Genomic DNA, 13,622 nt, shown 5'->3' with positions numbered 1-13,622 from the left:
TATGAATTCTTCTTATAAGTAAGAATCTGTGGCTACAAGAATTAATTCCGTTACACCATCTGCTAGATTTATTAATTGATGTTCCTCTGTTGCATGATAGTAAATAGATTCCCCTTTTTTTGCCCGATACTCTTGTCTGCCTAATTTCAGCAGAATTTCGCCTTCTACTACATATGCAAATGTTTCCGATAAAGAAGGTTCAAATATTTTAAATTCTCCATTCTTAGAAAAGAATAGCCGTATTGGTTCCATTTCTTTTTCATTTGATTCAGGAACTAGCCATTGAATCCGATACCCTTTTTCCTCATCAGAAAAATCCGTTATATCATCCTCTGTATAAACCACCTTCTGTTTTCGCTCTTCATCATCGAAGAATTCTTTCGGTGTACATCCTAAAACTTCTAAAATATCAAAAAATGTCTCAATGGAAGGAGAACTTAAATCCCTCTCCAGCTGGGATATATATCCCTTGCTTAAATCAGTTCTCTCACCTAACTCTTCTTGTGTTAATCCTTTTTTCAACCGTAAATTCTTTATTTTTTTTCCGATTTCCATGATTCAACCTACTTTTTGTTTAGAAATAGTAAACTTGAAGGCACAAAAGTTCTGTATAACTAAACTTAAAGTTTACTTATACCCAGTTATTATACATTAATTTCTTTAACTTTCAATCCTTTTTTCGGTCTATGGACTATTTTTCAATAGCATTCATATAAATTATTTCTATAAGCAAAAATGCCCCATAACAAAATGTTTTAGAAAAGCTCGTAGTGTTTATAAACAAAACACCGTTCTACAAAACATTTTTTATGGGGCAATTACAATCTTTTATTACTCTTCTTTCCCTATCTCTAGTGGTATATACTTTCCGTTATCTATTTTTTCAATTTTTTCAAAATGAATCAGCTTTTTTAAAGATGCATTGCAATATGCAGAAGCATCATAGGAATCTCTACCAACTCTTATTCCAATCTCTGTAGGGCCAATCCCTACTTTTCCCCCTTTTTCCTTATACAAATCACACAGTGCATTATAAATATTTTGATCTTTTTCCGTAATTCGTAGTTTGGAATATTGCTTCAATCTTTATTCCTCCTATTGCTCCCTTTTTAATGCAGCTATTAACAGATTTCTTTTCCCTTACATTACTATTCTTTTCGTGTAAATTTTCCATATATCATATATACTGTCTAAGTCTGCTAATTTAAGCATACTAATCCTTTATAAAAATTACAGGCTTTTATGCTTTTTTTTTCAAAAATAGATAATACGTTTCAAAATCCTAATTGTTAATAGGGCAAAAGGTTCATTTCAATATATTGAACACCTCTTCCTCTTTCCTATTTTTTTGGTAATCAATCCCCTATTGGTAAATGCTGTTTTTTTAACTTTTTTCCCCTTATTCCGGAGAGGCTAATCTCTCATTTTGTTCAAAATAATGAACAAAATAGAAAAAAAGAAAAACCACTTGAATTATTCAAGTGATTTTTCTAGGTAGTATTAATGTTCTCTGTTTAGTTTATGGTGCTTTTTAAACATGAAATGTTCCCCATAAGAAGGAAACAATTTTAACTTTTTTAATTCTTTTGGATGTTTAATCATCATTTCTTTTAATAATTCTTTTGGCTGTTTATTTTCTGTATCAATCCCTAACTCTTTCGCTTTCTTCATAATTTGTGTATCTCTTATCTCATCGGCAATTTGCTTAAAATCTTTTCCTTCCGTTTGGATATTAAGCTTTTTTGCCTCAGTCATAATCATTTTTTCTTGCACTTCTTTGCCTAGTTGCTGTATTGTTTTTTCTTTTGTATCTATCCCCAGCTCTTTTGCCTGTTTCAAAATTTTCGCCTCAAACACTTCTTTCATTAATGTTTTGGCATCTTTCCCCTCTGTGCTAATTCCTAGCGACTTTGCTTCTTCTTTAAGATGAGCAGTATGTACTTCCATCGCTATTTGTTGTAAATCTTTTCCCTCTGTTTTTATTCCTAATTTTTGAGCTTCCTTCTTTATTAATACTTCATGGATTTCTTTTTTTATCGCAGCTGGGTCTTTACCTTCTGGCTTTATTCCCAAACTTTTTGCCATTTCTATTAAAAACTGTTTATCTTCTTGGGTTATCTCTCTTTTTTCTGAAGCTGGAGCTGCACTTACTAAAGAACAAAAGCCGGTTAATGCTATAGTAGTTAGCATTAACAGCGTTATTATTTTTTTCATCTAACTCGTCCTTTCCATTTAAATAAGTAATTTTATACCTTCATAGCCTTTCCTCTTCTTTATTTTATATGTAAGATTTTCCTAAAAATAATTTAATTTGCTTTTTCGCATTTCTTCTATATTCTTTTTTCATATCTAAATAAAGATATATGCTTAACCATTAGACATCTAAAGCTCCTTCTGCTATTTTACATATATACCATATTTGCTGGAGATGAGTTTATTAGATGAGTAAATTTACAAAGGAATATATTATAACCATGGAGGATATTGTGAGAGAAGGCGATCCTATCCTTCGTGAAAAAACAAAGGAAGTATCTATTCCTCCTACTGAAGAGGATATAAAAGAGTTGCAATGCATGCTGCAATATTTGAAAAACAGTCAGGATCCAATCTTGTCAAAAAAATACCAACTACGAGCAGGCGTAGGATTATCAGCAAACCAAATTGGCTTAAATAAACGAATGTTTGCGAGTTATATTAGGCAAGAAAACGGTGAAGCATTGGAATATATGTTAATCAACCCTAAGATCATTAGTCATTCTACTGCCATGACCTATATTCCTGAGAGTGAAGGCTGTCTTTCTATTGATCGATCCATTGTAGGCTATGTTCCTCGCTATCGTAGAATAACGGTTCGAGCATACAATATACATGGAGAAGAAGTAAAAATTAAATTAAAGGATTACGAAGCAATCGTTTTTCAACATGAAATAGATCACTTAAACGGAATACTATTTTATGATCATATCAATAGTAAAAACCCATTTGAGCTTCCTGCCAATGTGGATATTACTCCTTTATATTAAATGACTTTTATTTCTACAGTCTGAATAAAAAAAGCAGATAGCATTTGCTATCCGCTTTTTTATTTATTTTTTATCTTTTTGATCTTTTTGATCTTTTTCTAACTTATTATCAATTTTATATTTTGAAGTAGCTTCATTTAACCAAGTACCAGCTTTTTCTTGAACCTTTTGTGCTAATAAGGCTTCTTTAATTTTCGCTTTTGAATCTTCTAATGTTGCTTCTTTTGCTTCTTTTTTACCAGTTACTTTAATAATATGGTATCCAAAATCTGTTTTAACTGGGTCGCTAATTTCATCTACTTTCATTGAGAACGCCGCTTTGTCAAAGGCTTCAACCATTTTTCCTGAAGTAAAGTATCCTAATTCTCCACCTTTATCTTTTGTTTGTGTGTCAGTAGAATATTCTTTAGCTAATTTAGCAAAGTCTTCCCCGTTGTCTAACTTCTTCTTCACTTCTTTTGCCGTTTTTTCATCTTTTACTAAGATATGACTTGCCTCCACTTGCTCTGGAGTGCCAAAACTTGCTTTATTATCTTCAAAGTATGTCTTAATTTCATCATCCGTAATTTCGATAGATGGCTCAAGAATTTTTGTTACTTTTAGATTTTGTTCCACTTGTTCTTTAAATAAATCTTCTGTCATCCCATTTTGAGCTAACAACATATTAAAGGTTTCTTGTCCACCGTACTGTTTAATCATCTTGTCCAATTCTGCTTGGACGTCTTTATCCGTTACTTTCACTTTCGCTTTATCAGCTTCAAGATCTACTACTTTATTAGAGATCATCATATTTAATACAGTTGCGCCATATTGTTTGTTTAGCTCTTTATTTAGTTGCTCTTGTGTAATCTTTTCCTTTTCCACTGTTGCGACTGTTTTACTTCGTTGTGTTAGATAAACTGCTCCTATTATTAACGCTACTAGTACTACCACTAGAATAGGAATAAGAACCTTCTTATTTTTCATATTAAGCTAAAATCCTCTCTGCACAAAATTTTGGATATAATAGGCATACCCCTATTATAACTCTTACACTATATTATCATATAATTATGACGAAATTATTAACAGATTTAAAAAAAATCCATCCTATTACAAAATAAGATGGAATTTTTTCGACAAATTTCGTATGTTTCACATGAAACGTGTCGATTAATTTATCGTATTATTACTTGTTAACGTTAATTCCACTTTTTGAGATTTGCCATCTCTATAAATTTCTAGTTTTACTTTATCACCAATTTTCACTTCTGAATATAGATATTTTCGTAAATCTGTTGAGTTAGCTACTTTTTTCCCATCAATGGCGACAATAACATCCTGAACTTTTAAGCCTGCTTTAGCAGCGGCAGAATTAGCATCAATATTAGTAATCATTACTCCTTTTGACACTTTATTTGGAAGGTCTTCCAAATACATACGAGGGACTTCTTCTAAGCTTGCTAATCCTACTCCAAGATATGGACGTTCTACTTTCCCTTTTTCAATAATTTCATTCACAATTGGGATAAGATCATTACTAGGAATCGCAAAACCTAGCCCTTCTACACCTGAATCACTAATTTTCAAACTATTTATACCAATTACCTCTCCTGATGAGTTGATTAAAGCTCCTCCACTGTTACCAGGATTAATAGCTGCATCGGTTTGAATAACATTAAATTCCCAATCACCAGCAGATGTATTTACTGTAATGCTTCGATCTACAGCACTTACTATACCTTGGGTGACTGTTCGAGACAGCTCTTGCCCAAGTGGATTACCAATAGCCCATACTTGATCGCCAGGTCTCAATGTAGAAGAATCGCCAAAATTGATAATATCAGAAGCATATTTAGCATCAATTCTTACTACCGCTAAATCAGTTAAAGCATCTGCCCCAATTAGCTTAGCCTCCGTTTTATCCCCGTTATAAAGGGAGATTTCTAACGCATTTGCTCCTTCGATTACGTGGTTATTTGTCACTATATATGCATATTGATTATCTTTCTTAAAGATAATACCAGATCCAGACCCAGATTCTACATCACTGGAATTCTGAGAAAATGGATTTGATTGCTTTTGCATGTTTACAATCCCTACAATTGCTTTAGAAGATGACTCCACCATATCCGCAATAGCTATTGTGCCATCACTTGTTTTTGTATTCGATGTTGTATTCGCAGTAATTGCCCCAGTCTGTTTACCTTCCACTTTATTAGATAACTCCTCTACCTGCTTTTCGAGCTTATCATAAGAATCATTATAAAGGTCTGTATGGGGAATTGTGAAAAATGTTAAGGCTGAACCAACAACACCTGCTGCTAACAAGGAAAGAAACCCTTTTGTTTTCGAAGTATCTTTTCGAGCATTTTCTTGTTCTTCTTCTTTATCAAGATGAACTTGCTCTTTTTCAGCAGTATATTCCGCTTCTTCTGGCTTGTTTATTTCATCCTTTTCTACAGGATCTTCTGAAATGACTTGATCTTCCTTCTCTGCTACTAATTCTTCGCCCCCAAGGTTAGTCTCTTCAGCCTCAGGACGATCTTTCTCCCATTCATTTCGTTTTTCCAAATCACTCATCGCTTGTTCCTCCTATTTCCAATATCAACATTACATTTATTTCAGTTCATTATTTTTCTTTTCATTTCTAATATTTGTTTATACATACATAGTAACCATCATATATGAATAAATTATGAACAAAGTTTGAAAAGACATAGAAGAATTCTAGAACATTTTATTCCATCAGATAACCTATTCGTTACTTTTCTTCTGGAAGAGGGAAGAAAAGAGTGAAGGTAGTGCCTTTTCCTTTTTCGCTCGACACTTTAATATCCCCTTCATGGAACTGAACTAATTGCTTAACAATAGATAAACCAAGTCCAAATTCGCCGTAAGGGTTATTAGTTCTAGAGATATCCGCTTTATAAAACCTTTTCCAAATGTTTTCTATTTCATGAGCATCTATACCAATTCCAGTATCTTTTACCTCTATGATTGTTTTGCTTGCTTCCGTTCGTCCTTTTAACCATATACTTCCGTTCTCGGTAAACTGTATACTGTTTTTCGTGATGTTCATAATGATTTGGATAAGCCGATCATAATCAGCATAAATCACTGCGTCACTATCCACATCAACGTAAATTTTAACACCATTTTCCTCTGCTAAAATAGACAGCTGGTCATCAATTATTTCCAATACTTCTTGGAGGGAAATAAACTCCTTCATTAGGACAATTTGGTTGGAACGTATTTTATCATAATCAAGATTCTCATTTACTAATCGGATAAGCCTTTTTGCCTCATGGCTAATTAATTTCAGACCTTTCTCCCGCTCATTTTCTGGTATCATATTATTGTTTAATCCTTCTATGACACCGCTTATCGTCGTTAAGGGGGTCTTTAATTCATGAGAAACATCTGACATAAATTGGCGTCTCCGATTTTCTAGTGCATCAATTGCTTCCTTCGACTCTCTCAAATTATCTACCATCTGATTAAAATCTTCCCCTAATTCTCCAATCTCATCAAATGTTGAAGAGGAAACTTTCACAGTATAATCTCCTTCTGCAACATGGCTTGTAGCTTCCTGAAGCTTTTTTATCCGATTGACATGTACTCTTGAAAAAATAAAGCTCATTAATAAGGCAATCGCAAAAACTAGAAAAAGAGTATAAAGCAAATAACGATTGATTTCCTGAATCATCTCCTTTGATTCTACAAGAGGAGAAGTTAAAATAATTCCTCCAACCACTACATCATTAACAGAATACGGAATTGCAACTAAAGCTACCTCTTGGTCTCCTCTTTTTGTACTAGGTTTAATAACTGTACTGCGACCATCCTTTATTTCATCCCACTCTGCATGAGTAATATTGATATCCAAATCCTTTCCAAAAGACCAAATACGATTTCTTTGTGTATTGAAGATGCCGATCGTTATCCCAGTGCCTTTTAGTTCTTCAGAATATCGTAATAACGTAGAATAAGTTGCAGCAGACCATAAATCAGCTCCTTGAACGTCCTGGACAATATTATATCCGTATCCCTTTAGTTCTTCTGCCTTCATAGAGAAAACCAATTTCTCAATATAATGTGAAAAAACAAGACTTAATACTAATAGGGCTACAAGAATAACGCTTAAGTGACTGATTAGCTGCTGATAGATGTATTTAATTCTCATGTATTACCACCGCTTCATCAAATTTATATCCTCAATCATATCATATTTATTGCCATTACTAATTAAAGCTACTTTTCTTGGCTTTGGACAATATTGTGGATTTTCGCGAATTATTAATGATTTTTTGCGAATAAGTCACATATTTTCGCGAATAAAGTCTCCGCCAGAAAAGTTAAAAACATATAAAAAGGCCATTTAAAAGATATCTCCTTTAAATGACCACCGTTATTGACTTATTTCTCGTGAAAAACTTTTTCTGCAAGGAGAAGTCCACCTGTAATTCCAGCATTATCTCCTAAACCTGGTCTAACAATATATTCATTCATTTTATCCTGCACCTCCGGGTAGGAAACATACCCGTTTAAGAGCTCGGTCAAATAGCGATGGACATGTGTTAATACATGCTCCTGATTCATAACGCCGCCGCCAAGGATGATTTTTTTAGGTGAGAGAATGAGAATGTATTGCATAAGAGCTTGCGCAATATAATAGCCTTCCATCTCCCAGACTTCCTCTTTATCACTTAAATGAAAAGCCTTCTCGCCCCAGCGTTCTTCAATTGCCGGCCCAGCCGCTAATCCTTCTAAGCAATCTGCATGGTATGGGCATCTGCCTTTATAGCTATCTTTGGGATGTCTTCTTACTAAAATATGGCCCATTTCTGGGTGCGTTAATCCTTGCAGCAATTCCCCATTAATATACGCCCCAGCGCCAATCCCTGTACCAATCGTTATATATAAACAATTATCCACACCTTTAGCAGCGCCTAGCTTTGCTTCTCCTAGTGCGGCAACATTTACATCTGTATTAAAACCAGTTGGAACAGAAAATTCATCTTCTATTGTTTTTAGTAATGGATAGTCCTTCCATGCAAGCTTTGGCGTCGTTGTTATATTTCCATATGTAGCATTGTTTTTATCAACATCAATAGGACCAAACGAGCCGATTCCAATTGCGTCAACGGAAAACTTTTTAAAGAAAGCAATAACCTCTGGCATCGTTTCTTCCGGTGTTGTTGTTGGAATAGATATTCTTTCTTGGATATTTCCTTTTGCATCCCCTACTGCACAGACAAATTTTGTTCCACCAGCTTCAATAGCGCCGTATAGTGACATGGTTTCTCTCTCCTTATAAATGGTTTTGTATACTTACTGTTTTGTGTCAGCCGGAAAAACTATTCCCGTTTGTCTTCTTACCTCATCCATTACTTCCATTACCGCTAAAGAAATATCAAAAGAGTTAATAGAGGATTCGGTTTTTCCTGCCTTAATCAATTCTATAAATTCCTGCGCCTCATAAAACATCGAGGCTTCCTTTTGAGGAAGAGTAAGATTCTCCCCTTCTCCATTCCTTGGAATAAACTCTACTTTTGTAGGAGTGTTCATTTGATTGATTATTAGATTGCCATCTTCTCCTTGGATTTCAGACGGAATATGAGAGTTGGTTATTTTCGAATATATGAGAATGACATCCATATCTGGATACGCTAGAATAATGCTTCCCTCGCCGTCAACACCTGATTCCAATAAGAAACTATTAGCCTTAACTTTCTCCGGTTTTCCAAAAAGAAGTACCATAGGGTAAAGACAATAAACACCAATATCCATTAATGCTCCATTTGACAGCTCCGGCTTGAATGCATTTAATACCGTTCCTTGCTTATAAGCATCATACCGCGAAGAATACTGACAATAGCTTACAAATGCACGTCTGATTTTTCCAAGTTTATGTAAATTTTCTTGAACAACTTTAAAATTAGGAAGAAATGTTGATTTGAGTGCCTCCATTAAAAGAACTTCATTTTCCTTGGCAGCAGTAATCATTTCTTTCACTTCTGCTGTATTAGAAGCCATCGCTTTTTCTGTTAAAACATGCTTTTTATTTTTCAAAAATAGGATTGCCTGTTGCGCATGATAAGCATTAGGGCTTGCAATATATACAGCATCGATTTTATCGCTCTTTGCCATTTCTTCTAAATTAGTAAAAGTATGTTCCACATTAAATTTATCAGCAAACGCTTTCGCTTTGTCCGCTGTTCTTGAGTACACGGCATTTAATTGAAAATCTTCTATTTCACCAGCTGCCTTTATAAAAGATTCTGTAATCCAATTGGTTCCGATAACTCCAAATTTAATCGTCATCCAAAGTCCTCCTCATTCGATGAATATTCCCTGCTTCCCTTTTATTTTGGAGGGAAGTCCTAAAAAAAGCAACTATCTACTAGAATTTTTATCTTTTAAAAAGTGTCTATTTTTTTTCACAAAAAAATCCAACAAGTAGTTTCTACTCATTGGATTCTATACGAAGCATTATTTGGAAATGGCTTCTGAAATTTCTTTGACCATTTCACTTGTTGACAGAAGACCGCCTCCTGATAGATACCAGTAGCTAGGGTCTAAATAAACAATATGATCATTTTTAGCTGCAGCAATTCCCTTTACAAGTTTGTTATCAAGGACCTTCTCAGCAGAAGACTCCCCACCAACAACTGCTCCTCTATCTACAACAAATAAATAGGCCGGATTTTTTTCTGCTACATATTCAAAAGTAACCTTTTGTCCATGTGTGGAAGCTTCAATATTTTCATCTGCCGGTGCTAACCCAAATACATCATGAATAATGCCAAAACGAGAATTTTTCCCATATGCACTTATGCTTCCATCATTCACCAATAAGATTAAAGATTTGCCATCTACTGCTTTTGCCTTTTCGTTAAGTGCAGCAATGTCTTCATCTATTTTTGCTAATTCTTTGCTAACCTCTTGTTTCTTCTCAAAAATCTCTCCAATAATATTCATATTATGCTTAAAGGAATTCATATAGTCTGTTGTGTCAACACCAAGATATACAGTTGGGGCAATTTTTTTCAATTCTTCATACGCAGCTGACTGTCTTCCAGAAATAAAGATTACATCAGGTTCTAATTCGCTAATTGCTTCGAAATCTGGCTCTTTTAAACTACCTACATTTGTATATTTTGAATCTTCATATTTAGAAAGATATGGTGGAATATTAGCCTGTGGAACCCCAGCTACTTCTATTCCTAATTTGTCTAATGTATCTAAAACACCAAAATCAAAAGCAACAACTGTTTTAGGGTTTACTTTAACTGTATCTTCTCCTAATTCGTGTGTTACTATAATTTTTGCTGATTTCTCGCTACCTTTATTTGTATCGGCATTCGATTTTTCTGTATTTCCACATGCAGCTAACACTGCAAGAATGCATGTTAATAATAATAGGGAAAGCTTTTTCTTCATCTTCTAAACACCTCTAAATTTAATATATATAAATTAAATTGAATACATTGCATTTAAAGACAGAATACCCTATGATAAGGTATTATTAGCCGTTTTCCTTCCTCATTTTCCTAGAATGAGGAAGGATTTTGCTAATATCTAATGGTAGTGTTATTATGGTTTTCTTCTGGCGAAGGGACTTATTTTTAAGTCAGCCATAATTACACTGCCCCCTTTCTATTTTTCTTCCACCATTAGCTTCTTTCTACAATGAATCAATTATTTATCCATAATTAGCTTTCATTTTTCATGCGAAATAAACACATATTCTTTGATTGTTTATTTCTTCAATTTGCATATCCATTTCATAAATGTCTTTCAATACTTTTTGATTAATGATTTCTTTTGCTGGTCCATCATTTATGATTTTTCCATTCTTTAATGCTACGATATTATCGGAATAAACAGAGGCAAAATTGATATCATGGATTACGATTACTACTGTTTTCCCCAGCTCTTCTACTAATCTTCTTAAAACCTTCATTATTTGCACAGAATGCTTCATATCTAAATTATTTAACGGCTCATCCAAGAGGATATATTCTGTATCTTGAGCAATTACCATCGCAATATAAGCTCTTTGCTTTTGTCCTCCACTTAGTTGATCTATGTATTTATGCTGCATATCTTCTAATTCCATATATTTAATAGCTTCGTCTACCATTTTCTCATCAAGGTCATTTAATTTCCCTTGTGAATACGGAAACCGGCCAAAGCTGACAAGTTCTCTTACAGTTAAGCGGAGGTTTATATGGTTCGCCTGTTTTAAAATAGCAATTTTCTTGGCGAGATCATTGCTCTTCGATTTATCAATATGCTGTCCATCAATAAAGACATCTCCACTGTCTGCTTTCGTTAAGCGACTTATTACTGAAAGCAGTGTACTTTTCCCTGCTCCATTTGGTCCAATAAAGGAAGTAATTTTCCCTTTCTCTACTGAAAGAGAAACATTATCAAGCACTTTTTTGCTCCCATATTGTTTAGTAATATTCTTTACTTCTACCATGCTTTTCTCTCCTTTAGTAATAGATAGATAAAGTACACTCCACCTACAAAGTTAATTATCACACTGATTGTCGTTGAAAAAGTAAAGACACGTTCTACAATCAGCAACCCACCAACTAAAGAAATAATGCTCAACAAAATAGATCCAGTAATTAAAGTTCGGTGTTTATATGTTTTTAGAAATTCACGAGCTAAATTGACAACCAATAATCCAAGAAAGGTAATGGGTCCCACTAAGGCAGTGGAAACAGACACTAGGATCGACACCACAATTAGCATGCTGCGCACTACTTTTTCATAATCAATTCCTAAATTAATGGCTTGGTCTCTTCCTAATGACATGACATCAAAGAATTTACTATATCTCGTAACATATATAGATACTATAGCAACGATAATAATACTGATTATTAAAATATTTGTGTTTACATTATTAAAACTTGCAAACATTTTATCCTGGATAATAAGGAACTCATTGGGATCAATTAACACCTGCATAAAGGAAGAGAGACTAGAGAAAAAGCTTCCTAATACAATTCCAATCAGCAGCAATAATAAGATGTTTTGATCTTCTCTCCTAAAGAATAGCTTATAAAGAATACTTGAGAAAAAAACCATTAAAGCGACAGATAACAAAAAATTAATATTGCTATTCATCACAGTCATTGTACTTGAACCAAAAACGAAAACCACAACAGTTTGAATGAATAAATAAAGGGAATCTAGTCCTAAAATACTTGGTGTTAAAATACGATTATTAGTGATCGTCTGAAATACCATCGAAGTAAAGGCAATACAGCCACCTGTTAGAAGAATCGCGATGATTTTTATGGCTCTACGTGGAATCACATATTCCCAGTTATTACTACTGACCTTTATTAACATAAATATAGAAATTAATAATACTGCCAGTATAGCTAGTATTATAAGTTTTACTCTAGGTTGCATCATAAGACTTTCTCCTTACTAGTAAATACAAGAATACTCCACTTCCGATGACTCCCACCATCACACCGATCGATATCTCATACGGATAAATAATCACTCTTCCAAGAATATCACAGAATAATACAAAGACTGCTCCTAATAATGCTGTATGGGTCAAGCTATTTTTCAAATTATCTCCTCTGTATAACGAAACGATATTGGGAATGATTAGACCTAGAAAAGGAATCATTCCTACTGTCAGCAATACAACAGAAGAAACTAACGCTACGATAATTAACCCTATATTCACTACTCTTTTGTGATTGAGACCAAGATTAGTAGAAAAATCCTCACCCAATCCAGCAATTGTAAATTTATTTGCATATAAGTATGCAACAATAACCATCGGAATACTTATGTAAAGAAGTTCATAACGCCCTTCCATGATTAAAGAAAAATCACCTTGTAACCATGAAGACATATTTTGAATCAAATCATATTTCATTGCAAAAAAAGTGGTAATCGAGCTAACAATATTCCCTAGCATTAAACCAATTAATGGAATAAAGATAGCATCTTTAAATTTAATCATATTAAGTATTCGCATAAACAAAAAGGTTCCTCCGAGTGCGAATACAAAAGCGATTAACATTTTAATAATCGGGCTCTCGCCTGTAAAAAGCATTAAAGCTACTAATATCCCAAGTCTCGCCCAGTCCATTGTTCCAGCAGTTGTAGGAGAAACAAATTTATTCCTCGATATCTGCTGCATGATAAGTCCACAAATACTTAGACTAACACCAGCTATAATAATACTGACTAAGCGAGGAAATCTGCTAATCAAGAGAATTTCTCTCTGATCTGCAGTTAAATGAAAAATATTTTGTGGATGAATATCAATTACTCCTACAAATAGGGAGATGATAGATAAAACTATTAACATTATAGTTAAGTGTCTAATTTTCATAGTGCCAATGAGTAATATTACTCGTTCCCCTCACTCCCAACTTCATCGCAAATGATTTTCATTATCATTTAGATTCTTTCTTTATTTTATCATCTTTTTCTAGCCCGTCAATGCTTTTTAAAAGACCAAATGTAATTATCACAACATTTCAAAAATAATAATCCCTATTACCTAGTGATTTAGTCTTTTATATAATCGAGTAGGAGGGAGTGATTAACTCCCGACCTCTCACACCA

Annotated in this window: 13 protein-coding genes; 1 reads left to right on the top strand and 12 read right to left on the bottom strand. The window is 33.8% G+C overall.

The window, feature by feature from the left end; genetic code table 11:
* Window positions 1-12 precede the first annotated feature (12 nt).
* From NX902_RS02035 to NX902_RS02025, 3 genes are all read right to left on the bottom strand, one after another.
* Complete coding sequence (locus NX902_RS02035) at window positions 13-555, bottom strand: helix-turn-helix domain-containing protein (protein WP_095331071.1); 543 nt, start codon at window positions 553-555, stop codon at window positions 13-15.
* A 276-nt stretch (window positions 556-831) separates the two neighbouring features.
* Window positions 832-1,083, bottom strand: a complete 252-nt coding sequence (locus tag NX902_RS02030; RefSeq protein WP_095331073.1) for a hypothetical protein — start codon at window positions 1,081-1,083, stop codon at window positions 832-834.
* Between the two features lie 417 nt (window positions 1,084-1,500).
* Window positions 1,501-2,190, bottom strand: a complete 690-nt coding sequence (locus NX902_RS02025) for a hypothetical protein (RefSeq protein ID WP_341160521.1) — start codon at window positions 2,188-2,190, stop codon at window positions 1,501-1,503.
* A 251-nt stretch (window positions 2,191-2,441) separates the two neighbouring features.
* Between NX902_RS02025 and def the strand changes: the two genes are divergently transcribed.
* Window positions 2,442-3,023, top strand: a complete 582-nt coding sequence (gene def, locus NX902_RS02020) for a peptide deformylase (RefSeq protein ID WP_095331077.1) — start codon at window positions 2,442-2,444, stop codon at window positions 3,021-3,023.
* Between the two features lie 63 nt (window positions 3,024-3,086).
* Here def and NX902_RS02015 read toward each other — a convergent pair whose 3' ends face one another.
* From NX902_RS02015 to NX902_RS01975, 9 genes are all read right to left on the bottom strand, one after another.
* On the bottom strand, window positions 3,087-3,989 hold the full coding sequence (locus tag NX902_RS02015; RefSeq protein WP_095331078.1) for a peptidylprolyl isomerase: 903 nt from the start codon (window positions 3,987-3,989) through the stop codon (window positions 3,087-3,089).
* A gap of 186 nt (window positions 3,990-4,175) precedes the next feature.
* On the bottom strand, window positions 4,176-5,585 hold the full coding sequence (locus NX902_RS02010) for a S1C family serine protease (RefSeq protein ID WP_217279751.1): 1,410 nt from the start codon (window positions 5,583-5,585) through the stop codon (window positions 4,176-4,178).
* Between the two features lie 181 nt (window positions 5,586-5,766).
* Entirely contained in the window at window positions 5,767-7,188 is a 1,422-nt protein-coding gene (locus NX902_RS02005) for a sensor histidine kinase (RefSeq protein WP_249879373.1), read from the bottom strand.
* A 233-nt stretch (window positions 7,189-7,421) separates the two neighbouring features.
* Window positions 7,422-8,303 (bottom strand): ROK family protein, encoded by an 882-nt coding sequence (locus tag NX902_RS02000; RefSeq protein ID WP_123258773.1) that lies wholly within the window; start codon window positions 8,301-8,303, stop codon window positions 7,422-7,424.
* A 33-nt stretch (window positions 8,304-8,336) separates the two neighbouring features.
* The gene (locus NX902_RS01995) at window positions 8,337-9,329 is read right to left on the bottom strand and encodes a Gfo/Idh/MocA family protein (RefSeq protein WP_095331083.1); all 993 of its coding nucleotides are present in this window, start codon (window positions 9,327-9,329) and stop codon (window positions 8,337-8,339) included.
* A gap of 168 nt (window positions 9,330-9,497) precedes the next feature.
* On the bottom strand, window positions 9,498-10,448 hold the full coding sequence (locus NX902_RS01990; protein ID WP_341160520.1) for a siderophore ABC transporter substrate-binding protein: 951 nt from the start codon (window positions 10,446-10,448) through the stop codon (window positions 9,498-9,500).
* A 286-nt stretch (window positions 10,449-10,734) separates the two neighbouring features.
* A complete protein-coding gene (locus tag NX902_RS01985; protein ID WP_095331086.1) occupies window positions 10,735-11,493 on the bottom strand; it encodes an iron ABC transporter ATP-binding protein in 759 nt (252 codons plus the stop codon).
* A complete protein-coding gene (locus NX902_RS01980) occupies window positions 11,487-12,440 on the bottom strand; it encodes an iron chelate uptake ABC transporter family permease subunit (RefSeq protein ID WP_123259195.1) in 954 nt (317 codons plus the stop codon). Before NX902_RS01980 ends, NX902_RS01985 begins: the two co-directional genes overlap by 7 nt.
* Window positions 12,430-13,386, bottom strand: coding sequence for an ABC transporter permease (locus tag NX902_RS01975; protein WP_047944228.1), 957 nt, complete (start codon window positions 13,384-13,386; stop codon window positions 12,430-12,432). Before NX902_RS01975 ends, NX902_RS01980 begins: the two co-directional genes overlap by 11 nt.
* Window positions 13,387-13,622: the final 236 nt, after the last annotated feature.

The sequence above is a fragment of the Niallia sp. FSL W8-0954 genome (assembly GCF_038005605.1).
Classification (GTDB): domain Bacteria; phylum Bacillota; class Bacilli; order Bacillales; family Cytobacillaceae; genus Niallia; species Niallia circulans_A.
The sequence above is the reverse complement of the archived record's forward strand: the minus strand, read 5'-3'. Positions and strand labels throughout refer to the sequence as shown.

What these genes read in the sequence shown, in the direction of transcription:
- NX902_RS02035 (WP_095331071.1), bottom strand. Translation starts at nt 555, where the DNA reads ATGGAAATCGGAAAAAAAATAAAGAATTTACGGTTGAAAAAAGGATTA.
- NX902_RS02025 (WP_341160521.1), bottom strand. Translation starts at nt 2,190, where the DNA reads ATGCTAACTACTATAGCATTAACCGGCTTTTGTTCTTTAGTAAGTGCA.
- def (WP_095331077.1), top strand. Translation starts at nt 2,442, where the DNA reads ATGAGTAAATTTACAAAGGAATATATTATAACCATGGAGGATATTGTG.
- NX902_RS02015 (WP_095331078.1), bottom strand. Translation starts at nt 3,989, where the DNA reads ATGAAAAATAAGAAGGTTCTTATTCCTATTCTAGTGGTAGTACTAGTA.
- NX902_RS02010 (WP_217279751.1), bottom strand. Translation starts at nt 5,585, where the DNA reads ATGAGTGATTTGGAAAAACGAAATGAATGGGAGAAAGATCGTCCTGAG.
- NX902_RS02005 (WP_249879373.1), bottom strand. Translation starts at nt 7,188, where the DNA reads ATGAGAATTAAATACATCTATCAGCAGCTAATCAGTCACTTAAGCGTT.
- NX902_RS02000 (WP_123258773.1), bottom strand. Translation starts at nt 8,303, where the DNA reads ATGTCACTATACGGCGCTATTGAAGCTGGTGGAACAAAATTTGTCTGT.
- NX902_RS01995 (WP_095331083.1), bottom strand. Translation starts at nt 9,329, where the DNA reads ATGACGATTAAATTTGGAGTTATCGGAACCAATTGGATTACAGAATCT.
- NX902_RS01990 (WP_341160520.1), bottom strand. Translation starts at nt 10,448, where the DNA reads ATGAAGAAAAAGCTTTCCCTATTATTATTAACATGCATTCTTGCAGTG.
- NX902_RS01985 (WP_095331086.1), bottom strand. Translation starts at nt 11,493, where the DNA reads ATGGTAGAAGTAAAGAATATTACTAAACAATATGGGAGCAAAAAAGTG.
- NX902_RS01980 (WP_123259195.1), bottom strand. Translation starts at nt 12,440, where the DNA reads ATGCAACCTAGAGTAAAACTTATAATACTAGCTATACTGGCAGTATTA.
- NX902_RS01975 (WP_047944228.1), bottom strand. Translation starts at nt 13,386, where the DNA reads ATGAAAATTAGACACTTAACTATAATGTTAATAGTTTTATCTATCATC.